Annotated in this window: 20 protein-coding genes; 10 read left to right on the top strand and 10 right to left on the bottom strand. The window is 64.0% G+C overall.

The genetic code is table 11. The features are described 5' to 3' along the window. Nucleotides 1–15: 15 nt before the first annotated feature. A complete protein-coding gene (locus HU772_RS20195; protein WP_186658667.1) occupies nucleotides 16–204 on the bottom strand; it encodes a hypothetical protein in 189 nt (62 codons plus the stop codon). A gap of 14 nt (nucleotides 205–218) precedes the next feature. Next, nucleotides 219–1853 (bottom strand): phospholipase, encoded by a 1635-nt coding sequence (locus HU772_RS20190; protein ID WP_186658664.1) that lies wholly within the window; start codon nucleotides 1851–1853, stop codon nucleotides 219–221. 190 nt (nucleotides 1854–2043) lie between these two features. Here HU772_RS20190 and HU772_RS20185 point away from each other — a divergent pair, with 190 nt between their 5' ends. Then, nucleotides 2044–2985, top strand: coding sequence for an AEC family transporter (locus tag HU772_RS20185; RefSeq protein WP_186658662.1), 942 nt, complete (start codon nucleotides 2044–2046; stop codon nucleotides 2983–2985). Nucleotides 2986–3036: 51 nt separating this feature from the next. Further along, nucleotides 3037–4392, top strand: a complete 1356-nt coding sequence (locus HU772_RS20180) for an amino acid permease (protein ID WP_186658659.1) — start codon at nucleotides 3037–3039, stop codon at nucleotides 4390–4392. Between the two features lie 665 nt (nucleotides 4393–5057). Here HU772_RS20180 and HU772_RS20175 read toward each other — a convergent pair. From HU772_RS20175 to gatC, 7 genes are all read right to left on the bottom strand, one after another. Continuing rightward, nucleotides 5058–6421, bottom strand: a protein-coding gene (locus tag HU772_RS20175) for an IS3 family transposase (protein WP_437182400.1) whose coding sequence is annotated in 2 segments (ribosomal slippage) — nucleotides 5058–5956 and nucleotides 5956–6421 — 1365 coding nt in all. Because the reading frame shifts where the segments join, the coding sequence is not laid out codon by codon here. A 1184-nt stretch (nucleotides 6422–7605) separates the two neighbouring features. Next, nucleotides 7606–7992, bottom strand: a complete 387-nt coding sequence (locus HU772_RS20170) for a carboxymuconolactone decarboxylase family protein (RefSeq protein WP_186658031.1) — start codon at nucleotides 7990–7992, stop codon at nucleotides 7606–7608. A gap of 10 nt (nucleotides 7993–8002) precedes the next feature. Then, nucleotides 8003–9046 (bottom strand): calcium/sodium antiporter, encoded by a 1044-nt coding sequence (locus HU772_RS20165; protein WP_186658629.1) that lies wholly within the window; start codon nucleotides 9044–9046, stop codon nucleotides 8003–8005. A 61-nt stretch (nucleotides 9047–9107) separates the two neighbouring features. Next, entirely contained in the window at nucleotides 9108–9482 is a 375-nt protein-coding gene (locus tag HU772_RS20160) for a septal ring lytic transglycosylase RlpA family protein (RefSeq protein ID WP_186658034.1), read from the bottom strand. A gap of 113 nt (nucleotides 9483–9595) precedes the next feature. Then, complete coding sequence (gene gatB / locus HU772_RS20155) at nucleotides 9596–11041, bottom strand: Asp-tRNA(Asn)/Glu-tRNA(Gln) amidotransferase subunit GatB (RefSeq protein ID WP_186658037.1); 1446 nt, start codon at nucleotides 11039–11041, stop codon at nucleotides 9596–9598. Nucleotides 11042–11052: 11 nt separating this feature from the next. Continuing rightward, the gene (gatA, locus tag HU772_RS20150; RefSeq protein WP_186658039.1) at nucleotides 11053–12504 is read right to left on the bottom strand and encodes an Asp-tRNA(Asn)/Glu-tRNA(Gln) amidotransferase subunit GatA; all 1452 of its coding nucleotides are present in this window, start codon (nucleotides 12502–12504) and stop codon (nucleotides 11053–11055) included. A gap of 15 nt (nucleotides 12505–12519) precedes the next feature. Continuing rightward, complete coding sequence (gene gatC, locus HU772_RS20145; RefSeq protein WP_134689941.1) at nucleotides 12520–12807, bottom strand: Asp-tRNA(Asn)/Glu-tRNA(Gln) amidotransferase subunit GatC; 288 nt, start codon at nucleotides 12805–12807, stop codon at nucleotides 12520–12522. A gap of 202 nt (nucleotides 12808–13009) precedes the next feature. On the opposite strand from gatC, the gene mreB reads away from it, so the two are divergent. The 8 genes from mreB to tldD all read left to right on the top strand — a co-directional run bounded on the left by mreB (nucleotide 13010) and on the right by tldD (nucleotide 24058). Continuing rightward, nucleotides 13010–14047 (top strand): rod shape-determining protein MreB, encoded by a 1038-nt coding sequence (gene mreB / locus HU772_RS20140; RefSeq protein ID WP_003255163.1) that lies wholly within the window; start codon nucleotides 13010–13012, stop codon nucleotides 14045–14047. A gap of 209 nt (nucleotides 14048–14256) precedes the next feature. Further along, nucleotides 14257–15222, top strand: a complete 966-nt coding sequence (mreC, locus tag HU772_RS20135) for a rod shape-determining protein MreC (protein WP_437182452.1) — start codon at nucleotides 14257–14259, stop codon at nucleotides 15220–15222. Further along, complete coding sequence (mreD, locus tag HU772_RS20130; RefSeq protein WP_186658041.1) at nucleotides 15222–15710, top strand: rod shape-determining protein MreD; 489 nt, start codon at nucleotides 15222–15224, stop codon at nucleotides 15708–15710. Before mreC ends, mreD begins: the two co-directional genes overlap by 1 nt. 31 nt (nucleotides 15711–15741) lie before the next feature. Beyond that, nucleotides 15742–16341, top strand: a complete 600-nt coding sequence (locus HU772_RS20125; RefSeq protein WP_186658043.1) for a Maf family protein — start codon at nucleotides 15742–15744, stop codon at nucleotides 16339–16341. A 54-nt stretch (nucleotides 16342–16395) separates the two neighbouring features. After that, nucleotides 16396–17853, top strand: a complete 1458-nt coding sequence (gene rng, locus HU772_RS20120; protein WP_186658045.1) for a ribonuclease G — start codon at nucleotides 16396–16398, stop codon at nucleotides 17851–17853. Between the two features lie 82 nt (nucleotides 17854–17935). Then, the gene (locus HU772_RS20115) at nucleotides 17936–21751 is read left to right on the top strand and encodes a YhdP family protein (protein WP_186658047.1); all 3816 of its coding nucleotides are present in this window, start codon (nucleotides 17936–17938) and stop codon (nucleotides 21749–21751) included. Between the two features lie 13 nt (nucleotides 21752–21764). After that, complete coding sequence (locus tag HU772_RS20110; protein ID WP_186658049.1) at nucleotides 21765–22616, top strand: carbon-nitrogen hydrolase family protein; 852 nt, start codon at nucleotides 21765–21767, stop codon at nucleotides 22614–22616. A gap of 2 nt (nucleotides 22617–22618) precedes the next feature. Continuing rightward, nucleotides 22619–24058 (top strand): metalloprotease TldD, encoded by a 1440-nt coding sequence (gene tldD, locus HU772_RS20105; protein WP_186658057.1) that lies wholly within the window; start codon nucleotides 22619–22621, stop codon nucleotides 24056–24058. A gap of 296 nt (nucleotides 24059–24354) precedes the next feature. Here tldD and yjgA read toward each other — a convergent pair whose 3' ends face one another. Continuing rightward, nucleotides 24355–24876: a ribosome biogenesis factor YjgA gene (yjgA, locus tag HU772_RS20100; protein WP_186658060.1), complete on the bottom strand. Its 522-nt coding sequence runs from the start codon at nucleotides 24874–24876 to the stop codon at nucleotides 24355–24357. Between the last annotated feature and the right edge of the window lie 77 nt (nucleotides 24877–24953).

The raw sequence follows: 24953 nt of genomic DNA, 5'->3' as shown, positions 1-24953 counted from the left end.
CGGCCCCGCCTTCAATCAGGCTTTTACTCCCGAGCGGTCAACCCGCACCGCCAACTGCCCCGCACCTGCTGGCGCTTCGAACGCCACCAGCCCGCCCGCCGGCACCTTGGCCCGGCTGATCACTTTGCCATCACGCAGCAATTCCAGCGGCATTCCTGCCATCGACTGGCCCGACGCCAGTTCCAGCTTGATCTTGATTGTCATGAGTGACCTCCCTGTCACGCGTTGCGATCGATGTAAGTGCTTGTCGCGCCATCCAGGCTGGCGATCAGCTCCGGCGAGCCACCACGGAACTGACGGAACAGGTTGCGCCCGCGCTGCTTGCCGTCCAGCGGCACCTGCAGGGTCGGGTGGAACTTGTCGGTCAGTTCGGCATAGGCGCTCCAAGGGCCGATGTACGACTCGTTGAGCGTATCGGTGATGCTGAAGGCATAGCGCACCGAATTGCCCGGCTGCCAGTTCAGGCCATCCGGCTCATGGCGTTGCCAGCCGGTGATCGCCGCGGACCCGGCTGGCGGCTCGATGAAGCCGGCCGGCTTGTTCGGCTGGTAGTCCTTGAGCAGCAGGTAGGTGCTCCAGCCCCACCAGTCGGCGGTGCGCTTGCGATCGTTGAGGTCGTTGACATCCTTGCGCCGCAGCACCGTTTTGCCATCCAGGAAATACAGCGGGGCGAAGTTGCCCGGCACCAGGTCCTGCTCGGCGGCGCGCAGGTCCGGGGCCAGGCGCAGGGCGCCATAGTCCTTGGCCTGTGGCAGGCGACCGTCGACGGAGGCCTGGAACACTTCGTCGGCCGAGCGTTGCACGGCACGGCTCACCTGGCGGCGGTTGGCCACATCCACCGTGTCGAAGTAGCGTTTGTCTCCGTAGGCACGCCATTGCTCGCCTTCCGCGTTGCGCACGGCCAGGCCGTACTTGCTGTCCTCGTCGTGCATGAAGCGCGAGATCAGTGAGCCGACATCGCTCGGTGTCACCGTGTCGGCCAGGGCCTTGCGTGGCACCCGCAGGTGGCCGGCGGAGAACAGGTCGGTGAGGAAGTGGTCGGCGAAGGCGTTCATCGCATAGGCCAGTTGCAGGTCGCGTTCGCTACCGCTGGCGCGGGCCTTCACGGCTTGCTGCAGGGCGGCGGCATGGCCTGCCTGGTAGGCCAGCAGCGCCCAGGGGCCGAAGTGGTCCCAGTTGCTGGCGGCCAGCTTCAGGTAGCGGCCCAGGGGGAACAGGTCGGAGGCGAAGCTGCCGCCACCGGTGATGCGGTTCCAGCGCGCCGACAGGCTGTCGCCCAGCGCATCGTAGGCTTCGTGCGGCTGACGTCCGTCCTTGATGGCCTGGTTGGCGGCGCGAATTTCTTCCTGCATCACCGCAAGGATTTGCTCGGCCTCGCTCTTGGCTGCCGGCAAGCGGGCCAGCGAGTCGAACGCCTGGGTGAAGCGCTCGATGCGTTCGGCGTCGCTGGCGCCGTCGGCGATGGGGCGCTCCGGCAGGCCGAAGAAGTCACCGCCCAGGGCGATCACCTGGCCATAGGTGAGGGTCAGGCCGTTGGGCAGCGGCAGCGGCGCCTCGTGGGCGACGATGGCCGGCTGGCCGGCCTCGAAGCGCAGCAGGGTATTGTCACCGATGGCGGTGTGCTCGGCGCCTTCGAAGTATTGCTCGGCGTCGCGTTGGCCGGCCTTGTCATTGTTCGCCGGGACGGCGAAGTGGTGGTACTTGAGGGTGTGGTGGCCATGCATGACCAGCACCAGATGGCTGTCCGGGCCGGGGAGGGCAATACCCTGCGGGTCGAACAACTGGTCGAGGTCGGCGACCACCAGGTTGGCCTGGGCCTGGGCGGCCACGGGCGCAGTGTGCATTCCTGACATGATTTGCTCCTTGCAATGTCGGGATAATCCATTTTTATACTGTACGCATATACAGTAATGGTTATCATAGGCAGGAAATTTCCTACGTCAAGGTCTGTTTGTGCTGGCAACTGGCAGCTGCGGCGGGCGCAAGCCCCCGGCACTGGCGTATGATTGCCCCCTTCAACGCCCAGCCTCAGGATCGCGCTGCATGCTCGCCCTTCTTATCCAGACACTGAACATCACGGCCCCTGTGTTCGCCATGCTGTTCATGGGCGTGTGGCTCAAGCGCATTGGCTTGATCGACGACAACTTCAACCGGGTCGCCTCCAAGCTGGTGTTCAACGTATGCATGCCGGCGCTGCTGTTCCTCGGTATCTACCACGCCGACCTGGCGACGGCGGTGCAACCCGGGGTGATCCTGTACTTCGTCATCGCCACCCTGGCGTGCTTCGGCCTGGCCTGGGGCCTGGCAATCTGGCGCTGCCCGCGGGCCGACCGCGGCATCTACACCCAGGGCGCATTTCGCGGCAACAACGGGGTCATTGGCCTGGCCCTGGCGGCCAGCCTGTACGGCGACTACGGTATTTCCCTTGGCGCGGTGCTCGCCGGGCTGGTGATCCTTCTGTACAACTCGCTGTCGGCGGTGGTGCTGGCGGTGTATAGCCCGGACCTGAAGTCCGACCCTTGGAGTATCTGCAAGAACATCCTCAGCAATCCGCTGATCATCAGCGTGCTGCTGGCCACGCCCATGGCTTATGGCCAGGTGCCGTTGCCCAATTGGCTGCTGACTTCGGGCGATTACCTGGCACAGATGACCCTGCCGCTGGCGCTGATCTGCATCGGTGGCACGCTGTCGCTGGCCGCCCTGCGCGACAGTGGCCGGCTGGCGCTGGACGTCAGCCTGGTGAAGATGGTCTGGCTGCCGGTACTGGGTACCCTGGGCGCTTGGCTGTGCGGTTTTCGCGGCGCCGAGCTGGGCATCCTGTTCCTGTACATCGGCAGCCCGACCGCTGCGGCCAGCTATGTGATGGCGCGCGAGGCCAACGGCAACCACGAACTGGCGGCGTCGATCATCGTGGTCACTACACTGATGGCGGCCATCACCACCAACATCGGTATTTTCGTCTTGCAGTGGGGCGGTTGGATCTAGACCCTCACTGCACACAAATCCAACAATACGGCCTCACTTAAAGGACACTTCATGCAAGACCAGAGCACGCCCGAGCGCTTGCAGCGCGGGCTGAAGAATCGCCATATCCAGCTGATCGCGCTGGGTGGCGCCATCGGCACCGGGCTGTTCCTGGGCATCGCCCAGACCATCCAGCTGGCCGGCCCCTCGGTGTTGCTGGGCTATGCCATCGCCGGTCTGATGGCTTTCCTGATCATGCGCCAGCTTGGCGAGATGGTGGTCGAGGAGCCGGTCGCCGGCAGCTTCAGCCACTTCGCCCATCAGTACTGGAGCGAGTTCGCCGGGTTTGTCTCGGGTTGGAACTACTGGGTGGTGTACGTGCTGGTCGGCATGGCCGAGCTCACCGCCGTGGGCATCTACGTGCAGTACTGGTGGCCGGACTTCCCCACCTGGGCCACGGCGGCGATCTTCTTCGTGGTGATCAACGCCATCAACCTGACCCAGGTGAAGGTCTATGGCGAGATGGAGTTCTGGTTCGCCCTGGTCAAGGTGGTGGCGATCGTCAGCATGATCGCCTTCGGCGCCTGGCTGCTGGCCAGCGGTGACGGCGGGCCGGATGCCAGTGTTGCCAACCTGTGGCAGTACGGCGGCTTCTTCCCTAATGGCGTGGTCGGGCTGGTCATGGCACTGGCGGTGATCATGTTCTCGTTCGGTGGCCTGGAGCTGGTGGGCATTACCGCCGCCGAAGCCGCCAACCCGCGTGAAAGCATTCCCAAGGCCACCAACCAGGTGGTTTATCGCATCCTGATCTTTTATATCGGCGCGCTGGCGGTGCTGCTGTCGTTGTACCCATGGCAAAAGGTGGTGCAGGGCGGCAGCCCGTTCGTGATGATCTTCCACAACCTCGACAGCGATCTGGTGGCGACCATCCTCAATATCGTGGTGCTGACGGCGGCGCTGTCGGTGTACAACAGCTGCGTCTATGCCAACAGCCGCATGCTGTTCGGCCTGGCTACCCAGGGCGATGCGCCGCGCCAACTGCTCAAGGTCAGCCGTCGCGGCGTACCGCTGACTGCGCTTGGGGTGTCGGCGTTCGCCACGGGCCTGTGCGTGCTGATCAACTACCTCATGCCGGGTGAGGCGTTTGGCCTGTTGATGGCACTGGCGGTGTCGGCGCTGGTGATCAACTGGGCGAGCATCAGTATTACCCACCTCAAGTTCCGCAAGGCCAAGTTGGCGGCCGGGATCACGCCGTTCTACCAGAGTCTGTGGCATCCGCTGAGCAACTACCTGTGTCTGGCGTTCATTGTGCTGATCCTGGTGGTGATGTACCTGACACCGCCGATTCGTATTTCGGTGATGTTGATTCCGGCGTGGATTGCTGTGTTGTGGGTGGCGTTTCGGATGAAGAAGGCACGGCAGGCCTGATTTGATCTTGTTCGGTTTCGGGATATGTTCGGTGTCCTGAAACCGAGCAGGCTTGGAAGGCGTATTATTCAAGTCTGCTTTCAATCTCTCGGTTGCCATGGCAGGCAGTCAACACATTGCCAATTATCTAACTTCCAACTTCGCATCTCTTGATCTTGATCTTGATCTTGATCTTGATCTTGATCTTGATCTTGATCTTGATCTTGCTGCTAAGCGCGCGATAGTTCAGGCGCCACCAATTGCGACTTCAGGAGGCCGAGCGCAGGTCTTGCGGAGGGAGGTGACGGGCATGGATGCCCGTCAAGCGCTGCGCCCCAGGATGGGGCGTTCAGCGCGGTCCTCCCGGGAGCAAGAACGGAGTGAGGGGACCCCGGAGCGAAGCGTAGGGGCCGGATGAATGGAGCGAGGATTTTTTGGTTCCTTTTTGATCCTTCAAAAAGGGACCCGCCGTAAGGGCGGAAAGGTGACTGTGCGTCGCCATCGCCAATGAATGAGCGTATAACTTTCAATACCCATACTTTGAAAGTCAAAGTCAAAGTCAAAGTCAAAGTCAAAGTCGGTCGGCGTGGGTTTCTACAGATGTATGCGCATTCATTTGCCGTGTTGACGCATAGTCACCTTTTCGCCTTTACGTGAACTGACCCCCGAAAGTTGGACGGGGTACGCTATGGGTTCAGCGCTTGGGTCCGAAATTGTACCGGACTCAAGCCATTCAGTCTTAGACTTATACGCTCTTGGTTGTAGTAGGCGATGTAGTCCTCAAGGCCTGACGCCAGTTGTTCAACACTCTCAAACGATTGCAAATAGAAAAACTCGCTCTTGAGTGTGCCAAAGAAGCTTTCCATCGCGGCATTGTCCAGGCAGTTACCCTTACGCGACATACTCTGTTGTATTTTCTTTCTGCCCAGCATATGTCGATAAGCGGGCTGTCGGTATTGCCAGCCCTGATCGGAGTGCAATATCGGTTTGTCATCTGGGTTCAGCCGCTCGAAAGCTTGCTCCAACATCGCCGACACCATCTTGAACTCAGGGCGCGGATTGATCTGATAGGCAAGAATTTCGCCGTTGTACAGGTCCATCACAGGCGAAAGAAACAGCTTCTGCCCTTTCACCTTGAACTCTGTCACATCGGTTACCCATTTCTGATTAGGGGCTTCCGCCTTGAACTCACGCTTGAGCAGATCAGATGCAACAAGCCCTTCGGAACCTCGGTAGGAGCGATATTTCTTCACTTTTACCAGCGATTTCAGATCCATTAACTGCATCAACCGCTGCACCTTCTTGTGATTGATCACCTCGCCATGGCACCCAAGCACGGCGGTGATGCGGCGATAGCCGTACCGCCCCTTATGCCTGTGATAGACACTCTTGATGCGTTCTTTGAGGGCCGCATGCTTGTCGGCCACCAAGGCTTTGCTTTGGTAATAGAAGGTACTGCGTGCCAGCCCTGCAGCACGTAACAGCAGAGCCAGTCGATGTTCATGCCTCAATCCTTGGACAGCCTGCGCTTTCTTGGTTGCGCAGTGCGTGGATCCGCTTGGATCAAGGCATCGAGCTTTTTTAGATAGGCATTCTCCGCACGTAAATACTCCAGCTCTTCGAGCATTTGCTTAGGTGTCAACTCAGCATCTGCAGGCTTAGCAGGGCTTACGTTGGGTTGTTCTGATGCTTTGCGGGGCATACTGGATTCTCGGGCACGATGCGGGTGAAGTGCTTCTAGTCCGCCTTCATCGTACAACCTTTTCCATTGCCTGATGCTACTCGGGCCACGAATATCAAACTGTATGCAGGCTTGCTGGGCTGACAGTCCGTCTTGCTCGATGCACTGCAAAACCTTCAACTTGAACTGGGCGTCGTAGTGGCTGTACTTGGTAGCCAGACCTGCAGCACCGTGTTGCTCATAGCCCTTTATCCAACGGCGCAGCAGCGATGCACTCAGGCTATGCCTCAGTGCCACCTCATGAACACTCCGGGCAGAAAGACACTCCTCGATGAGTGCTTGCTTGAGCGCTAGGTCGTATTTCGTCATGGAACACCCTCCGCTTGGGGTCAGGCGTCCAACTTTCGGGGGTCAGTTCAACGGCGAGTCACTTTTTGTCAAACGCGACAAAAAGTAACCAAAAAACGCTGCGCTCCATTCATCCGGCCCTCCGCTACGCTCCGGGTCCCCTCACTCCGGTCTTGCTCCCGGGAGGACCGCGCTGAACGCCCCATCCTGGGGCGCAGCGCTTGACGGGCATCCATGCCCGTCACCTCCCTCCGCAAGACCTGCGTTCGGCCTCCTGAAGTCGCGAAGGTACGGGCGGCGCCTGGGCTTGCGCAGCTGTCGCTATTTGCAACTGTGTGATCGCAAGGTCGCCTTCGCGGGCAAGCCCGCTCCCACAGGGTCATATGCATCCCTGTGGGGGCGGGCTTGCACGTGAAAATATCTGGATCGCCCACATGGGTTACACAAGCGTTCACTCACATAGGTAACAGTCACGGCGCCTGGGCTTGCGCAGCTGTCGCTAGTTGCAACTGTGTGATCTCAAGGTCGCCTTCGCGGGCAAGCCCGCACCCACAGGGTCTTATGCATCCTTGTGGGGGCGGGCTTGCACGTGAAAATATCTGGATCGCCCACATGGGTTACACAAGCGTTCACTCACATAGGTAACAGTCACGGCGCCTGGGCTTGCGCAGCTGTCGCTAGTTGCAACTGTGTGATCTCAAGGTCGCCTTCGCGGGCAAGCCCGCTCCCACAGGGTCTTATGCATCCTTGTGGGGGCGGGCTTGCACGTGAAAATATCTGGATCACCCACATGGGTTACTCAGGCGTTCACTCACATAGGTAACAGTCACGGCGCCTGGGCTTGCACAGCTGTCGCTAGTTGCAACTGTGTGATCGCAAGGTCGCCTTCGCGGGCAAGCCCGCTCCCACAGGGTCATATGCATCCCTGTGGGGGCGGGCTTGCACGTGAAAATATCTGGATCACCCACATGGGTTACACAGGCGTTCACTCACATAGGTAACAGTCACGGCGCCTGGGCTTGCGCAGCTGTCGCTAGTTGCAACTGTGTGATCTTAAGGTCGCCTTCGCGGGCAAGCCCGCCCCCACAGGGTCATATGCATCCCTGTGGGGGCGGGCTTGCACGTGAAAATATTTGAATCACCCACATGGGTTACACAGGTGTTCACTCACATAGGTAACAGTCACGAGGCCAGGGCGCCCGCCCTTAATCGCTAGGGCTCGCCTGATAACTATCAATCACTTCCTGCGCCGCCCGAAACGCATCGACCGCCGCCGGCACCCCGGCATACACCGCGCAATGCAGCAATGCCTCGCGGATTTCCTCAACGGTGCAGCCATTGTTCAACGCTCCACGCACATGCCCCTTGAGCTCCTGCGGGCACTTGAGCGCGGTCAGTGTGGCCAGGGTGATCAGGCTGCGGGTCTTCAGCGGCAGGCCATCGCGAGCCCAGACGCTGCCCCAGGCATGCTCGTTGACGAAGTCCTGAAGCGGTTGGCTGAACTCGGTCGCGTTGCCCAAGGCACGGTCGACGAAGGCATCGCCCATGACCTGGCGGCGCATACGTTCGCCGGTGGATTTCGAATCTGCCATGTTGTTTTCCTTAGTGTTGGCGACGCCAGGCGCGGATCGTGGTGTACAACAACACGATGCCGAGCACCGGCAGGACGTAGTACAGCATCCAGCGTTCGAGGCGCCCGGCCAGCGGCATGCCGGTGGTGAAGGTCACCACGTGCAGGCCATAGGCCAGGTACAGGCACAGGAACACCAAACCTTCGGCGCGGGTGACCCGGTAACCGGAATAGAACACCGGCAGGCACAGCGCGGCGACGCCGAGCATCACTGGCAGGTCGAAGTCCAGGGCGTTGGGCGAGATCGACAGCGGCTCGGGGGTGACCACGGCGGTCAGGCCCAGCACCGCCAGCAGGTTGAACAGGTTGCTGCCGATCACCGTGCCCACGGCGATTTCCCGTTCGCCGCGCAGGGCGGCGATCAGCGCGGCGGCCAGTTCCGGCAGCGAGGTGCACACGGCCACCACGGTCAGGCCGATGATGCGTTCGGACAAGCCCAGGTCGGTGGCCACCTCGACGGCAGCCTCGAGCAATAGATGCCCGGCCAGGCTCAACAGGCCCAGGCCCAGCAGGATCAACAGCAGCGCGCCACTCCAGAAGCGCCCCGCAGAGGCGTGCGCGGCACTGGGCGCTGGGTAGGTGCGGGCATAGTGGCGCGACTGGTGCCAGAGCATGCCCAGATAGGCGAGCAGGCCGAGCAGCAGCAGGCCACCTTCCAGGCGCCCAAGCTGGCCATTGAGCGCGAGCAGGTAGACCAGGGCGCTGGCCAGGATCATCAACGGGATATCCAGGCGTACCAGCTGACGAGACACGCGCAGCGGAATGATCAGTGCCGCCAGGCCGAGAATCACCAGCACGTTGAAGATATTGCTGCCCACGACACTGCCCACGGCCACATCCGGCGCGCCTTGGTAGGCGGCCTGCAGGCTGACGGTCAGTTGCGGCGCGGTGCTGCCGAAGGCGACCAGGCTCAGGCCGATGATCAGCGGGCGCACATGCAGGCGCCCGGCCAGGCGCAGGGCCGCGCGTACCAGCAGTTCGGCACCGATGATCAGCAACAGCAAGCCCAGGCCCAGTTGCAGCAGGCTGAAGGCGGGAAGGGTGGCCAGGTCGAAAATGGTGAAGGCTCCAGTCAGGTCAGTCGCTCAGACCTTGTACCCGGACGCGCGCGGTTCCGCTACGGAGCATGCCGATTTTTTCTGCGGCGGCGCGTGACAGGTCGATCAGCCGGCCCCTTGTGTGCGGGCCGCGGTCGTTGATGCGCACCACGACGCTGCGCTGGTTGTCGAGGTTGGTGACCAGCACCCGGCTGCCAAAAGGCAGGCTGCGGTGGGCGGCGGTCAGGCCGTGCTGGTTGAAGGGCTCGCCGCTGGCAGTGCGTTTGCCATGGTGGCGGGCGCCGTAATAGGAGGCGGTGCCGGTTTCGTCGTAACCGCGTGGGTCGATATCGTGGCTGGCGCAGCCGGCCAGGAGGGAGAAGAGGGTGAGGGTGGTGAGGGATCGTTTTAGCAAGTCGGGTGCTCCGATTCAGGCACTGGGACCGCGTTGCGGTCCTTTCGCGACACAAGGCCGCTCCTACAGGTACTGCGCCATCCTGTGGGAGCGGCCTTGTCCGGCGATCGAGATCACCCTTCGAGCTTGGCCTTGAGCAATTGGTTCACTTGCCCCGGGTTGGCCTTGCCCTTGGAGGCCTTCATCGCCTGGCCGACGAAGAAGCCGAACATCTTGCCGCGCTTGGCCTCGTCGGCGGCGCGGTACTGTTCGACCTGTTCGGCGTTGGCGGCCAGGACCTCGTCGAGCATCTTGTCGATCGCACCGGTGTCGGTGACCTGCTTGAGGCCTTTGCTTTCGATGATGCTGTCGGCGTCACCCTCACCGGCGGCCATGGCCTCGAACACGGTCTTGGCGATCTTGCCGCTGATGGTGTTGTCGCGGATGCGCAGCAACATGCCACCGAGGTGCTCGGCGCTGACCGGCGACTGGTCGATGTCCAGGCCCAGCTTGTTCAGCAGGCTGCCCAGCTCGACCATGACCCAGTTGGCCGCCAGCTTGGCGTCGCCGCCAATCTTCACCACCTGCTCGAAGTAGTCGGCCTGTTCGCGGCTGGAGGCCAGCACGTTGGCGTCGTAGGCCGACAGCGCGTACTGCTGCTGGAAGCGCTCGACCTTTTGTGTCGGCAGCTCCGGCAGCGCGGCACGCACGGATTCGAGGAAGCTCGGCTCGATGACCACCGGCAGCAGGTCCGGGTCGGGGAAGTAACGGTAGTCGTTGGCTTCCTCCTTGCTGCGCATCGAGCGGGTCTCGTCCTTGTTCGGGTCGTACAGGCGGGTTTCCTGTGTCACCGTGCCGCCGTCCTCGATCAGCTCGATCTGGCGCTGGACCTCGTAGTTGATCGCTTTTTCGACGAAACGGAACGAGTTGACGTTCTTGATCTCGCAGCGGGTGCCGAACTCGGCCTGGCCTTTCGGGCGCACCGAGACGTTGCAATCGCAACGCAGCGAGCCTTCGGCCATGTTGCCGTCGCAGATGCCGAGGTAGCGCACCAGGGCGTGGATCGCCTTGACGTAGGCCACGGCTTCCTTGGCGCTGCGCATGTCCGGCTCGGAGACGATCTCCAGCAGCGGGGTGCCGGCGCGGTTCAGGTCGATGCCGCTGGCGCCGTTGAAGTCTTCGTGCAGGCTCTTGCCGGCGTCTTCTTCAAGGTGCGCGCGGGTCACGCCGATGCGCTTGATGGTGCCGTCTTCCAGGGCGATGTCCAGGTGGCCCTTGCCGACGATCGGCAGGTCCATCTGGCTGATCTGGTAGCCCTTGGGCAGGTCGGGGTAGAAGTAGTTCTTGCGCGCGAACACGTTGCGCGGGCCGATCTCGGCATCGATCGCCAGGCCGAACATGCACGCCATGCGCACGGCTTCCTGGTTGAGCACCGGCAGTACGCCCGGCATCCCTAAGTCAACCAGGCTGGCCTGGGTGTTCGGCTCGGAGCCGAAGGTGGTGGCGCTGCCGGAGAAGATCTTCGACTGGGTGGCGAGCTGGGTATGAATCTCCAGCCCGATCACAACTTCCCATTGCATGTGTGAACTCCTCAGAAGCCGTTGGGGGCGCGGGTGTGCCAGTCGGTGACTTGCTGGTACCGATGCGCGATGTTGAGCAGGCGGCCTTCCTGGAAGTACGGGGCCAGCAGCTGCACGCCCACCGGCAGGCCATCGACGAAGCCGGCCGGCATCGACAGGCCCGGCAGGCCCGCCAGGTTGGCGGTGATGGTGTAGACGTCCTCGAGATAGGCGGCGACCGGGTCGCTGCTCTTGGCGCCGAGCTTCCAGGCCGGGTTCGGCGTGGTCGGGCCGAGGATCACGTCGACGTCGTGGAAGGCGGCCATGAAGTCATTCTTGACCAGGCGACGGATTTGCTGCGCCTTGATGTAGTAGGCGTCGTAGTAGCCGGCCGACAGGGCGTAGGTACCGACCATGATGCGTCGCTGCACTTCCGCGCCGAAGCCTTCGCCGCGCGAACGCTCGTACAGATCGGTCAGGTTCGCCGGGTTCGCGCAGCGGTGGCCGAAGCGCACGCCGTCGAAGCGCGACAGGTTGGAGGAGGCTTCCGCCGGGGCGATCACGTAGTACGCCGGGATGGCGTGCTGCATGTTCGGCAGGCTGATTTCCTTGACCACCGCGCCGAGCTTTTCCAGCTCCTTGACGCTGGCCTGGACCAGTTCGGCAATGCGTGGGTCGAGGCCGGCACCGAAGTACTCCTTCGGCAGGCCGATGCGCAGGCCCTGCAGCGAGGCGTTGAGGTTGGCGCTGTAGTCCGGCACCGGCTCATCGACGCTGGTCGAGTCCTTGGCGTCGAAACCGGCCATGCCTTGCAGCAGCAGGGCGCAGTCCTCGGCGGTGCGGGCCAGCGGGCCGCCCTGGTCGAGGCTCGAGGCGTAGGCGATCATGCCCCAGCGCGAGACGCGGCCGTAGGTTGGCTTGAGGCCGGTGAGGTTGGTCAGCGCCGCCGGCTGGCGGATCGAGCCGCCGGTGTCGGTGCCGGTGGTGGCCGGCAGCAGGCGCGCGGCCACGGCGGCGGCCGAACCACCGGACGAGCCGCCCGGCACGTGTTCGAGGTTCCACGGGTTCTTCACCGGGCCATAGTGGCTGGACTCGTTGGCCGAGCCCATGGCGAATTCGTCCATGTTGGTCTTGCCCAGAGTGACCATGCCGGCCTCGGCCAGCTTGGCGACCACGGTGGCGTCGTACGGCGCGTTGAAGTTGTCGAGCATCTTCGAGCCGCAGCTGGTGCGCACGCCGTTGGTGCAGAACAGGTCCTTGTGGGCGATCGGCGCCCCCAGCAGCGCGCCGGTGTCACCGGCGGCGCGCCGGGCATCGGCGGCACGCGCCTGGTCCAGGGCCTGGTCTTCGGTGACGGTGATGAAGCTGTTGAGCTGCGGGTCGAGCTGCTTGATGCGCGACAGCAGGGCGCCGGTCAGTTCTTCCGAGGAGAACGATTTGTCGGCGAGGCCACGGGCGATCTCGGCCAGAGTGAGTTGATGCATGGCAGGCGCAATCCCTTATTCGATGACTTTCGGAACCAGGTACAGACCGTTCTCGGTCGACGGGGCGACGGCTTGGTAGCGGTCGCGCTGGTTGCTTTCGGTGACTTGGTCGGGGCGCAGGCGCTGGGTGGTCTCCAGCGGGTGGGCGAGAGGTTCGATGCCGGTGGTGTCGACGGCTTGCATCTGGTCGACCAGCCCGAGAATGCTGTTCAGGGCATCGGTGATGCGTGGCAATTCGCCTTCATTCAGGCCCAGGCGGGCCAGATGGGCGATCTTTTCCACGTCGGAGCGTTGCAGCGCCATGGGGATCTCCGGGAATTCGAGGAACGGAATGGGTCCGTGATGGGGAACATGCCGGGATTCCGGCGGTCAAAGGGCCGCGATCATCGGCAGGCATGCTCGGAAAAACCGCCAATTTAACATATTGGCTCCTTGCCCAAAATCCCTGCCATTGTTAGAGTTTGCCGCACTTTTTTACCCACGCTTTCCCCAGGGTCACTTTCCCATGTTCAAGAAACTGCGTGGCATGTTTTCCAGCGATCTGTCCATCGACCTGGGTACTGCCAACACCCTTATCTACGTGCGTGAGCGCGGTATCGTTCTGAATGAGCCCTCGGTTGTTGCCATCCGTACCCACGGCAACCAGAAAAGCGTCGTCGCAGTCGGTACCGAAGCCAAGCGCATGCTCGGCCGCACCCCGGGCAATATCGCTGCCATTCGTCCGATGAAGGACGGCGTGATCGCCGACTTCAGCGTTTGCGAAAAAATGCTGCAGTACTTCATCAACAAGGTCCACGAAAACAGCTTCCTGCAGCCCAGCCCCCGGGTGCTGATCTGCGTGCCGTGCAAGTCGACCCAGGTCGAGCGCCGCGCCATCCGTGAATCGGCCCTCGGCGCCGGTGCCCGTGAAGTGTTCCTCATCGAAGAGCCGATGGCCGCCGCCATCGGTGCCGGCCTGCCGGTCGAAGAGGCCCGTGGCTCGATGGTCGTTGACATCGGTGGCGGTACCACCGAAATCGCCCTGATCTCGCTCAACGGCGTGGTCTACGCCGAATCCGTGCGGGTCGGCGGCGACCGCTTCGACGAAGCCATCGTCACCTACGTGCGCCGCAACTACGGCAGCCTGATCGGCGAATCCACCGCCGAGCGCATCAAGCAGGAAATCGGCACCGCCTATCCGGGCGGCGAAGTACGCGAAGTCGACGTCCGTGGCCGCAACCTGGCCGAGGGCGTGCCGCGTGCCTTCACCCTGAACTCCAACGAAGTGCTCGAAGCGCTGCAGGAATCCCTGGCGACCATCGTCCAGGCGGTCAAGAGCGCCCTGGAGCAGTCGCCGCCCGAGCTGGCGTCCGACATCGCCGAGCGCGGCCTGGTACTGACCGGTGGTGGCGCGCTGCTGCGCGACCTGGACAAGCTGCTGGCCCAGGAAACCGGCCTGCCGGTGATCGTCGCCGAAGACCCGCTGACCTGCGTCGCCCGCGGTGGTGGTCGTGCGCTGGAAATGATGGACAAGCACGCCATGGACCTGCTCTCCAGCGAGTGATCGCCGGCGAGTCGTGTAGCTCCAGGTTTACAGGTGGTACGCACAGTGCTACCTGTATGTGCTGTCGACGCCCGCTCGGGCGTCGTTTCCGTCAATCCGCAAACAGGCCGGTGCATTGCCCATGTCCAATGACCTCCTGAGTCGTCCACGAGGAACGGCCCATTAAACCGCTTTTCTCCAAGGGCCCCTCGCTGGGCGTTCGCTTGCTCGTGCTGGTGGTGATGTCGGTCGCGCTGATGGTGGTCGACTCGCGTTTCGACCTGCTCAAGCCCGTGCGCAGCCAGATGGGCCTGGTCCTGATGGAATCCTACTGGATCACCGACCTGCCGCAGCGCCTGTGGCAAGGGGTGGCGGGCCAATTTGGCAGCCGCACCGAGCTGATCGCCGAGAACGAGAAACTCAAGACCGAGGCCCTGTTGCTGCAGGGGCGCCTGCAGAAGCTGGCGGCCCTGACCGAGCAGAACGTGCGCCTGCGCGAGTTGCTCAACTCATCGGCGCTGGTCAACGAGAAGGTCGAGGTCGCCGAGCTGATCGGTGTCGATCCCAATCCGTTCACCCACCGTATCCTGATCAACAAGGGCGAGCGCGATGGCGTGTTCCTCGGCCAACCGGTGCTCGATGCCCGTGGCCTGATGGGCCAGGTGGTCGAACTGATGCCCTACACCTCGCGGGTGCTGTTGCTCACCGACACCACCCACAGCATTCCGGTGCAGGTCAACCGCAACGGCCTGCGCGCCATCGCCAGCGGCACCGGCAACCCGGAACGCCTGGAACTGCGCCATGTGGCCGACACCGCCGACATCAAGGAAGGCGACCTGCTGGTCAGCTCCGGCATGGGCCAACGCTTCCCGGCCGGCTACCCGGTGGCCACGGTCAACGAAGTGATTCACGACTCCGGCCAGCCGTTCGCCATCGTTCGCGCGATCCCCACCGCCGCGCTCAACCGCAGTCGCTACATGCTGCTGGTGTTCAGCGATCGACGCACCCCTGAGGAACGCGCCACCGAGGCGGCCATCGCCCAGGAAGAGGCCGACCGCCAGGGCGCCGGCCACAGCCAGGCAGCGGCCAGCCCGACAGCCCCGGCCAGCGCCGCTCCCGCGACCCCGGCGCCTGCCGCAAACGGCGCGGCCCCGACGCCGCCGGCCAGCGCCCCTGCCCAACCCCGGAGACAATAATGGCCAGCACCCGTAGCAGAAACGGCTGGGCCATCTGGCTGACCTTCGCCCTCGGCCTGTTGCTCAGCGTCTCGCCCATGCCGCAGTTCATGGAAGTGTTCCGGCCTATGTGGCTGGCGCTGCTGCTGGCCTTCTGGACCCTGGCCGTGCCGAGCAAGGTCGGCATGACCACTGCGTTCGTACTGGGCCTGGCCGAAGATGTGCTGTACGGCACCTTGCTGGGGCAGAACGCCCTGATCCTGACCCTGATCACCTTCCTGGTGCTGTCGTTGCAGCAGCGCCTGCGCATGTTCCCGATGTGGCAGCAGAGCCTGGTGATCCTGGTGATCTTCGGCATAGCCCAGCTGATCCAGCTGTGGCTCAGCGCCCTGACCGGCAATCGCTTGCCGACCCTGGCCCTGGTCTGGTCGGCGGTGATCAGCGCCTTGCTCTGGCCCTGGGTCAGCTTCGCCCTGCGCGGCCTGCGCCGTCGCCTGCATATTCACTGATGCGCCGCGCCACTGACCGGGAGATGTCCATATGACACAGCTGTACCTGGCCTCCGGCTCGCCGCGCCGGCGTGAACTGCTGACCCAGATCGGCGTGCCGTTCATCGTGGTCAGCGCTCCCATCGACGAAACCCCGATGCCGGACGAGGCTCCGGCAGCCTATGTCGAGCGCCTGGCCCAGGCCAAGGCCGTGGCCGGCTTCGCCCATACCGACGGCGCTGGCGTGGTGCTGGGCGCCGACACCACCGTGGTGCTCGATGGCCAGATCCTCGGCAAGCCGGAGAACCGCGAGCAGGCCTTGGCCATGCTCGGCGACCTGTCCAAGCGCGAGCACCAGGTGCTCACCGCTGTGGCGCTGACCGATGGCCGGCGCAGTGTCAGCCGTTGTGTCAGCACCACCGTGCGTTTTCGCACCATCTCCTTCGAGGAGGCGCTGCGCTACTGGGATAGCGGCGAGCCCGCTGACAAGGCTGGTGGCTATGCCATCCAGGGCCTGGGCGCGGTGTTCGTCAGTGCCATCGACGGCAGCTATTCGGCCGTGGTCGGCCTGCCCCTGAGTGAAACCGCCGAAATGCTCGAGCAATTCGGCGTGCCTTGCTGGCAATTGCAAGAGGGTTCCGCACAGCGCTAGCCAGCCGCACCGCAGCAATCCATCATTACCCCAGACCCCTGACGAGAGCGCGCCATGAGTGAAGAGATCCTGATCAACATCACCCCGATGGAATCCCGCGTGGCAGTGGTGGAGAACGGTGTCCTGCAAGAGGTGCATGTCGAGCGCACCCAGCGTCGCGGTATCGTCGGCAATATCTACAAGGGCAAGGTGGTGCGGGTGTTGCCCGGCATGCAGGCAGCATTCGTCGACATCGGCCTGGAGCGCGCGGCGTTCATCCATGCCTCGGAAATCTCCCAGCGCGAAGGCTCGGCGGTGGAAACCATCACCGCGCTGGTCCATGAGGGCCAGGCACTGGTGGTGCAGGTCACCAAGGACCCGATCGGCACCAAGGGCGCGCGCCTGACCACCCAGCTGTCGATCCCGTCGCGCTACCTGGTGTACATGCCGCGCAGCAGCCATGTCGGTATTTCCCTGAAGATCGAGGAAGAAGCCGAGCGCGAGCGCCTCAAGCAGGTGGTCACCGACTGCATGGCCCAGGAAGACATGAAGGACGCCGGCGGCTTCATCCTGCGCACTGCCGCCGAAGGCGCACGGGCCGAAGACATCCTCCAGGACATCCGCTACCTGCGCCGCCTGTGGGAGCAGATCGGCTCGCAGATCAAGACCTGCGGCGCGCCCACGGTCATCTACGAGGACCTGGGCTTGGCGCTGCGCACCCTGCGCGACCTGGTCAACCCGAAGATCGAGAAGATCCGCATCGACTCGCGGGAAAACTTCCAGAAAACCACGCAGTTCGTCGCCGAACTGATGCCGGAAATCGCTGATCGCCTGGAGCACTACCCCGGCGAACGGCCGATCTTTGACCTGTATGGCGTCGAAGACGAGATCCAGCGTGCCCTGGAGCGCAAGGTGCCGCTCAAGTCCGGAGGCTACCTGGTGGTCGACCCGGCCGAGGCTATGACCACCATCGACGTCAACACTGGTGCCTTCGTTGGCCACCGCAACCTCGAAGAGACCATCTTCAAGACCAATCTCGAGGCGGCCACTGCCATTGCCCGGCAACTGCGCCTGCGCAACATCGGCGGGATCATCATCATCGACTTCATCGACATGGAGGACGAGGAGCATCAGCGCCAGGTCCTGCGGACCCTGGAGAAGCAACTCGAGCGTGATCATGCCAAGACCAACATCATCGGCATCACCGAGTTGGGCCTGGTGCAGATGACCCGCAAGCGTACCCGTGAAAGCCTCGAACAGGTGCTGTGCGAACCCTGCGCGGCCTGCCAGGGGCGCGGCAAGCTGAAGACCCCCGAGACGATCTGTTACGAAATTTTCCGCGAGATCCTCCGCGAGGCCCGTGCCTACCAGGCCGAAGGCTATCGTGTGCTGGCCAACCAGAAGGTGGTGGACCGCCTGCTCGATGAAGAATCGGGCAACGTCGCCGAGCTGGAGACCTTCATCGGGCGAACCATTCGCTTCCAGGTCGAGTCCATGTATTCCCAGGAACAATACGATGTGGTGCTGCTCTGACCCTGCATGAAAGCGGTTGCCCCAAGGACGGGCTGGCAAAGCGCTATACACCGGCCATAGTTAAGGGACGACTTGGAGGGCCATGGCCATGGAACGTCTGACCCGCGTTCTGGGCGCCTTGACCCGCTGGGGGCTGGGAATCTGCGCCCTGCTGGCGGTGCTGGTGGCGCTGTATGTCAGCCTCGGTCGGCAACTGGTGCCACTGGTCGCCGAATACCGCGCCGACGCCGAGCTCAAGGCCGAACAGGCCCTGGGCCTGCCTGTGCATGTCGGTGCCCTGGAGGGCCGCTGGAGCGGCCTGGCGCCGGTGTTGCGCGTGCGCGACCTGCAATTGGGCGATGGCGCCGCGTCCTTGCGCCTGGATGACGTCAGGCTGGTGCCGGACCTGTGGGCCAGCCTCAAGGCCCGCGAAGTGCGCCTGGCGCGTATCCAGCTCAGTGGCCTGCAACTGATCCTGCGCGAAGACGAACAGGGCGCCTGGGCGCTCGAAGGCCTGCCGAGCCAGGACGACAAGCCCCTCGACCCGGCCGAGGCGCTCAAGCGCCTGCGCCAGTTGGGTCGGATCGATGTGTTTGACAGCCAGGTCACCCTGCATCCCTGGCAGCGCGACCCTTTGACCCTCACCTATGTCAGCCTTGGCCTGCAGGCCGGGGCCTTGCGCCAGAGTGTCGATCTGCGCGCCACCTTGCCCGATGGCCAGCCCCTGGCCCTGAGCCTGGACAGCCGCGCCAGCGCCAAGGCGTGGCGCGACGGGCGCCTGCAAGCCTACCTGAGCCTGCCGCAAAGTGACTGGGGGCGCTGGTTGCCACCCAAGCTCCTGGGGCAGTGGCAGGCCAGCACCTTGCGTGCCGGTGGTGAGTTCTGGATCGACTGGAACAAGGGCCAGTTGCAGCAGGCCGTGGTACGCCTGAATGCCCCGCAACTCAAGGGCGCCTACACCGGGCGCAAGGCCATAACCCTGGACAACCTGGCCGTGTCGGCGTGGTTCCAGCGCCAGGAGCAAGGCTTCGATGTCACCGTCGACTCATTGGCCATGAGCCTCGGCAAGACCCGCTGGGAGTCCCACCTGCAACTGGCGCAACGCGCAGGCCAGAGCCCGGCCGAGGAAAGCTGGCAGGTGCAGGCCGACCGCCTCGACCTGACCCCGTTGACGCCGTTGATCGACGCCCTGGCGCCGTTGCCGGAAAAACTCATGACCGTGGTCGACGCGCTCAAGGTTACCGGCGCCCTGCGCAACGTGAAGCTGGACATCCGGCCCAAGGCCGAGGGCGACCAGCGCGTGCAGTTCGCCGCCAACCTGGAGAAGGTCGGCTTCGACGCCTATCACGGCGCGCCGGCCGCAGGCAACGTCAGCGGGGCCATCAGCGGCGACCTCGGCCACGGCGAGCTGCGCCTGGATACCCAGGCGTTCATGCTGCACCTGTACCCGATCTTCGGCAAACCCTGGCATTACCCCAAGGCCAACGCACGCTTGACCTGGACCCTGGACAAGCGGGCCTTCACCCTGGTTGCCCCCTACATCAAGGTGCTGGGGGACGAAGGCAAGATCGCCGCCGACTTCCTCATCCGCATCCACCTGGAGCCGGGCCACGAGGACTACATGGACTTGCGCGTCGGCCTCACCGAGGGCGATGGGCGCTATACCGCCAAGTACCTGCCCGAGGTGCTCAGCCCGGCACTGGACGAATGGCTGCGCAGTGCCATCGTCAAGGGCAATGTCGACGAGGGTTACTTCCAGTACCAGGGATCGCTGCACCACAACGCCCCGCCCCACGCCCGTGACATCAGCCTGTTCTTCAAGGTCCACGACGCCGCGCTGGACTTCCAGCCGGGCTGGCCGCAAGTGCAGGAGGTCGATGGCAACGTCTATATCGAAGACACCGGCGTGCGCATCCAGGCCAATCATGGGCGGTTGCTGGATACCCAGGTCAGTGATGTCAGCGTCAACATTCCCCATGTCGACGGCGACCAGCACAGCCACCTGTTCCTCGATGGCGATTTCGACGGCAGTCTCGGCGATGGCCTGAAGATCCTCAAGGAAGCGCCCATCGGTACCGGCGAGATCTTCGCCGGCTGGGAGGGCGAGGGCCCGCTCAAGGGCAAGGTCAAGCTGGACATTCCCCTGGTCCACGGCCAGCGCCCCAAGGTGCTGGTGGACTTCGCCACCCAGGACGCGACGCTGAAAGTAGCGCCGCCGACCCTGGAACTGAGCCGCCTGAAAGGCGACTTCAGCTTCGATTTCGACAAGGGCCTGAGCGGCAAGGACATCACCCTGTACGCTTTCGGCAAACCGGTGACCGCGCAGATCGTCGCCGAAGGGCAGGGCGGGAACATCCAGTCACGCATCAACGCCAATGGTCAGGTCGGCCTCAAGACGCTTACCGACTGGCTGCAGTTCAAGCAGGCGCTGCCGGTGTCGGGTGACCTGCCATACCAGTTGCAAGTGACCCTGGGCAGCCGTGACAACCGCCTGAGCGTCAACTCGTCGCTCAAGGGGCTGGCGATCGACCTGCCAGCGCCGTTCGGCAAGGCCAGCGGGGAAACCCGTGACAGCCGCTTCAGCCTGACCCTGCAAGGCCCCGAGCGGCGCATCGATGCCAGCTACGGCGAGCTTGCCCGCTTTGCCTATGCCGCCCCTGCCGACAAACTTGGCCAGGGCCGCGGCGAGCTGCTGCTGGGCACGGGCGACGCCAGCCTGCCAGCAGGCCAGGGGCTGCGTGTGCGTGGCCGGCTCGAGGCGCTGGACCTGGCGCCATGGCAGCAGCAGATGGAGCGCCTTGGTGGCCAGGATCCGAGCGGCAATGCCCGGCAGAACCTGCAAAGCGTCGATCTGAGCATCGGCCAGCTCAAGGCCTTCGGCATGGACCTCAACCAGAGCGTGATCCGCCTGGCCCGCGGCGGCCCAGCCTGGGACTTGCGCCTGGACAGCAAGGAAGTCATAGGCAATGCGCGGATCCCCGATGCCAAGACCACGCCGATGACCATTCGCTTGCAGACTCTGCGCCTACCGCCGGCCGATCCCGCCGAGGCCGAAAGTGAGCACGGGCCTGATCCGCTGGCCAGCGTCGATCCGCGCAAGGTGCCGCCACTGGACCTGAGCATCGACAAGCTGTACCGCGGCGACGACCTGTTCGGCAGCGCCAGCCTGAAGCTGCGCCAGACCGCCAGGGGCATGGCCATGAGTGATGTCGACCTCGACCTCAAGGGCTTGCACATTGACGGCAGCGGCGGCTGGGAAGGCGAGCCGGGCAAGACCGCGAGCTGGTACAAGGGACGCATCGACGGCAAGAACCTGGGCGATGTGCTCAAGGCCTGGGGCTTTGCCCCCACCGTCACCAGCCGCGACTTCCGCATGGATGTCGATGGCCGTTGGCCGGGCTCGCCGGCCTGGGTCAGCCTCAACCGGTATTCCGGCAGCCTCGATGCGGCGCTGCGCTCGGGCCAGTTCGTCGAGGTCGAGGGCAGCGCCCAGGCGCTGCGGGTATTCGGCCTGCTCAACTTCAACTCCATCGGTCGGCGCCTGCGCCTGGACTTCTCCGACCTGTTCAGCAAGGGCCTGGCCTATGACCGGGTCAAGGGCTTGCTGGTGGCCAGCGAAGGCGTCTACGTGACCCGCGAGCCGATCGCCGTCACCGGCCCTTCGAGCAATTTCGAGCTCGATGGCACCATGGACTTCGTGCGCGACCGCGTCGATGCCAAGCTGCTGGTGACCTTGCCGGTGACCAACAACCTGCCGCTGGCGGCCCTGATCGTCGGTGCGCCGGCGGTCGGCGGCGCGCTGTTCCTGGTCGATCGGCTGATCGGCGACCGCGTGGCGCGCTTCGCCAGCGTGCATTATCGGGTCGAAGGTCCGATCAAAGAGCCTAAAATCACTTTTGTAAAACCTTTCGACAAATAAGCCCGGGGTGGTCATGACGTCAGCGGTGATCCAGATGGTCAGCCAGGACGATATCCTGGGCAACCTGCAACGCGCCTCGGCGCTGTTGGAACAGGCCGCCGCCGGTGGCGCGCGCCTGGCCGTGTTGCCAGAGAACTTCGCCGCCATGGGCCGGCGCGACGCGGCGGCCATCGGCCGGGCCGAGGCTGTGGGCGAGGGGCCGATCCTGCCCTGGTTGAAACGCACCGCCCGCGACCTCAAGTTATGGATTGTCGCCGGCACCTTGCCGCTACCGCCGGTCGACCAGCCAGAAGCCAAGGCGCATGCCTGCTCGCTGCTGGTCGACGAGCACGGCGAGATCGCCGCGCGCTACGACAAGCTGCACCTGTTCGATGTGGATGTGGCCGACAACCGTGGGCGATACCGCGAATCGGACGACTATGCCCACGGCAGCCAGGTGGTGGTGGCCGACACGCCGGTCGGGCGTCTGGGCCTGTCGGTGTGCTACGACCTGCGCTTCCCCGAGCTGTACAGCGCCTTGCGCGCCGCCGGGGCCGAACTGATCAGCGCGCCGGCGGCGTTCACCGCGGTGACCGGCGCGGCGCATTGGGAAGTGCTGATTCGCGCGCGGGCCATCGAGACCCAGTGCTATGTGCTGGCGGCGGCCCAGGGCGGCCAGCACCCAGGGCCACGGGAAACCCATGGCCAGGCGGCGATCGTCGACCCTTGGGGGCGGATCGTCGCGCAACAGGCGCGGGGCGAGGCGGTACTGCTCGCCAGCCGCGACCTTGAAGAACAGGCGTCCATCCGGGCGCGCATGCCGGTGCTGAGCCACCGGCGCTTTTTCTCGCAGGACGCCTTGCGCCCTGCGCTCACCTCGGAGTGACTATGAGCGAGATTCTATCCACCGTCAGCGAGCAGCTCCTGGGCCCCGGCGGTTTGACCCTTGATAGCCTGCAGACGGTGCTGGGCGAGCTGGCCGGCCCCGGCATTGATGCCGCCGACCTGTATTTCCAGGGCCAGATCTCGGAAACCTGGGCATTGGAAGACGGCATCGTCAAAGAGGGCAGTTTCAACCTCGACCAGGGCGTCGGCGTGCGTGCCCAGGCCGGCGAGAAGACCGGCTTCGCCTACAGTAACGCGATCAACCTCGAAGCCCTGACCTCGGCGGCGCGTGCCGCCCGCTCGATCTCCCGTGCCGGGCAGCATGGCACGGTGCAGGCCTTCCGTAGCCAGGAGGTGACCGCGCTGTACGGCCAGGACAACCCGCTGGACGTGTTGACCCGTGCCGAGAAGGTCGACCTGCTCAAGCGTGTCGATGCCGCCACGCGTGCCCTTGATCCGCGCATCCAGCAGGTCAGCGTGAGCATGGCCGGGGTCTGGGAGCGTATTCTGGTCGCCGCCGCCGATGGCAGCCTGGCCGCTGATGTGCGTCCACTGGTGCGCTTTAATGTCAGCGTGATCGTCGAGCACAACGGCCGTCGCGAGCGTGGCGGGCAGGGCGGTGGCGGACGCACCGACTACCGCTTCTTCACCGAGGAGCGGGTCATGGGGTATGCCCGCGAAGCGCTGCGCCAGGCACTGGTCAATCTCGAGGCGATCCCGGCGCCGGCCGGCACGCTGCCGGTGGTGCTCGGCCCGGGTTGGTCCGGGGTGCTGCTGCACGAGGCGGTCGGTCATGGCTTGGAAGGCGACTTCAACCGCAAGGGCAGCTCGGCGTTCAGTGGCCGGATCGGCGAGAAAGTCGCCTCGAGCCTGTGCACCATCGTCGATGACGGCACGCTCGAAGGCCGTCGCGGCTCGCTGAGTGTCGATGACGAAGGCACGCCGACCGAGTGCACCACACTGATCGAGAACGGCATCCTCAAGGGCTACATGCAGGACAAGCTCAATGCTCGCCTGATGGGCATGGCGGTGACCGGTAACGGCCGACGCGAATCCTACGCCCACCTGCCGATGCCGCGCATGACCAACACCTACATGCGCGCCGGCGACAGCGACCCCGAGGAAATCATCCGGTCGGTGAAAAAAGGCATCTACTGCGCCAATCTCGGCGGTGGCCAGGTGGATATCACCAGTGGCAAGTTCGTGTTCTCGACCAGCGAGGCCTACCTGATCGAGGACGGCAAGATCACCGCGCCAGTCAAGGGCGCGACCCTGATCGGCAACGGGCCGGAGGCGATGAGCCGGGTATCGATGGTCGGCAACGACCTGGCGCTGGACAGTGGCGTGGGAACGTGCGGCAAGGATGGGCAGTCGGTGCCGGTGGGCGTTGGCCAGCCGACCCTCAAGCTGGATGCGATTACCGTGGGCGGTACCGGCGCTTGATGGCGAACCTTGTGGGAGCGGGTTCGCCCGCGAAGCAGGCGACGCGGTGCATGGCACCGGCTGCGCCGGTGTTCGCGGGTGAACCCGCTCCCACAAGGACATTGTTTTGCCAGCCGGCCATGCTTGCCTGTGAGGGCGAGCCGGTTCTGGCCTTAGGCTTTGTACGAAAAGTGCCTGCGCGACGATCATGCTGCGTTGAAAACAGGCTCGGAATGCTCATTGACAGCCAGTCAACTCCGCTTCCTCGCCTGTTTTCGCCTTGCCTGATCGCCGCTCGGCGACTTTTCGTACAAACCCTAACGCAACCCGCGCTGGACCTCGTCGAGGTCGCGGATGTACTTGAACACCTTGCGCGCGGCGGCTGGCGGTTTGTTCCGCGCCTTTTCGTGCTGGGCATGACGGATCAGCGAGCGCAGGTGCTGGCGATCGGTGTCGGGGTACTCGTTGACGAAGCGCTCGAGGTCCTCGTCGTTGCCGTCGATCAGACGGTCGCGCCAGCGCTCAAGGCCGTGGAAGCGTTCGTTGTACTGGCGGGTCGAACTGTCGACCTGCTCGAGCACGGCATGGATGGCGTCCAGGTCCTGTACGCGCATCAGCTTGCCGACGAACGACATGTGGCGTTTGCGGGCACCGTGGGCGGTGTGCTTGCTGGCTTCGTCCAGAGCTTTGCGCAGTTCGTCAGTCAACGGCAGGCGCGCCAGGGTATCGGCCTTGAGCGTGGTCAGGCGCTCGCCGAGTTCGACCAGCGCATGCAGCTCGCGCTTGATCTGGGTTTTGCTTTTTTCGCCATCGAAGGCGTCGTCGTAAGAATCAACCATGGGGGCAGTCCGCAGGAAATCGCCGCCATGATAACCAGTCGGGGGCCGCTTGTCCGGCCCGGTCGTAGAATGACCCA

It is taken from the genome of Pseudomonas xantholysinigenes (assembly GCF_014268885.2).
GTDB classification, from domain to species: domain Bacteria; phylum Pseudomonadota; class Gammaproteobacteria; order Pseudomonadales; family Pseudomonadaceae; genus Aquipseudomonas; species Aquipseudomonas xantholysinigenes.
Note: the sequence above shows the minus strand (reverse complement) of the source record. Positions and strands in the feature narration are given on the sequence as shown.

Bases quoted from the DNA above. Each gene is read 5' to 3' on its own strand.
- HU772_RS20195 (WP_186658667.1), bottom strand. From the start codon at position 204: ATGACAATCAAGATCAAGCTGGAACTGGCGTCGGGCCAGTCGATGGCA.
- HU772_RS20190 (WP_186658664.1), bottom strand. From the start codon at position 1,853: ATGTCAGGAATGCACACTGCGCCCGTGGCCGCCCAGGCCCAGGCCAAC.
- HU772_RS20185 (WP_186658662.1), top strand. From the start codon at position 2,044: ATGCTCGCCCTTCTTATCCAGACACTGAACATCACGGCCCCTGTGTTC.
- HU772_RS20180 (WP_186658659.1), top strand. From the start codon at position 3,037: ATGCAAGACCAGAGCACGCCCGAGCGCTTGCAGCGCGGGCTGAAGAAT.
- HU772_RS20170 (WP_186658031.1), bottom strand. From the start codon at position 7,992: ATGGCAGATTCGAAATCCACCGGCGAACGTATGCGCCGCCAGGTCATG.
- gatB (WP_186658037.1), bottom strand. From the start codon at position 11,041: ATGCAATGGGAAGTTGTGATCGGGCTGGAGATTCATACCCAGCTCGCC.
- gatA (WP_186658039.1), bottom strand. From the start codon at position 12,504: ATGCATCAACTCACTCTGGCCGAGATCGCCCGTGGCCTCGCCGACAAA.
- gatC (WP_134689941.1), bottom strand. From the start codon at position 12,807: ATGGCGCTGCAACGCTCCGACGTGGAAAAGATCGCCCATCTGGCCCGC.
- mreB (WP_003255163.1), top strand. From the start codon at position 13,010: ATGTTCAAGAAACTGCGTGGCATGTTTTCCAGCGATCTGTCCATCGAC.
- mreD (WP_186658041.1), top strand. From the start codon at position 15,222: ATGGCCAGCACCCGTAGCAGAAACGGCTGGGCCATCTGGCTGACCTTC.
- HU772_RS20125 (WP_186658043.1), top strand. From the start codon at position 15,742: ATGACACAGCTGTACCTGGCCTCCGGCTCGCCGCGCCGGCGTGAACTG.
- rng (WP_186658045.1), top strand. From the start codon at position 16,396: ATGAGTGAAGAGATCCTGATCAACATCACCCCGATGGAATCCCGCGTG.
- HU772_RS20115 (WP_186658047.1), top strand. From the start codon at position 17,936: ATGGCCATGGAACGTCTGACCCGCGTTCTGGGCGCCTTGACCCGCTGG.
- HU772_RS20110 (WP_186658049.1), top strand. From the start codon at position 21,765: ATGACGTCAGCGGTGATCCAGATGGTCAGCCAGGACGATATCCTGGGC.
- tldD (WP_186658057.1), top strand. From the start codon at position 22,619: ATGAGCGAGATTCTATCCACCGTCAGCGAGCAGCTCCTGGGCCCCGGC.
- yjgA (WP_186658060.1), bottom strand. From the start codon at position 24,876: ATGGTTGATTCTTACGACGACGCCTTCGATGGCGAAAAAAGCAAAACC.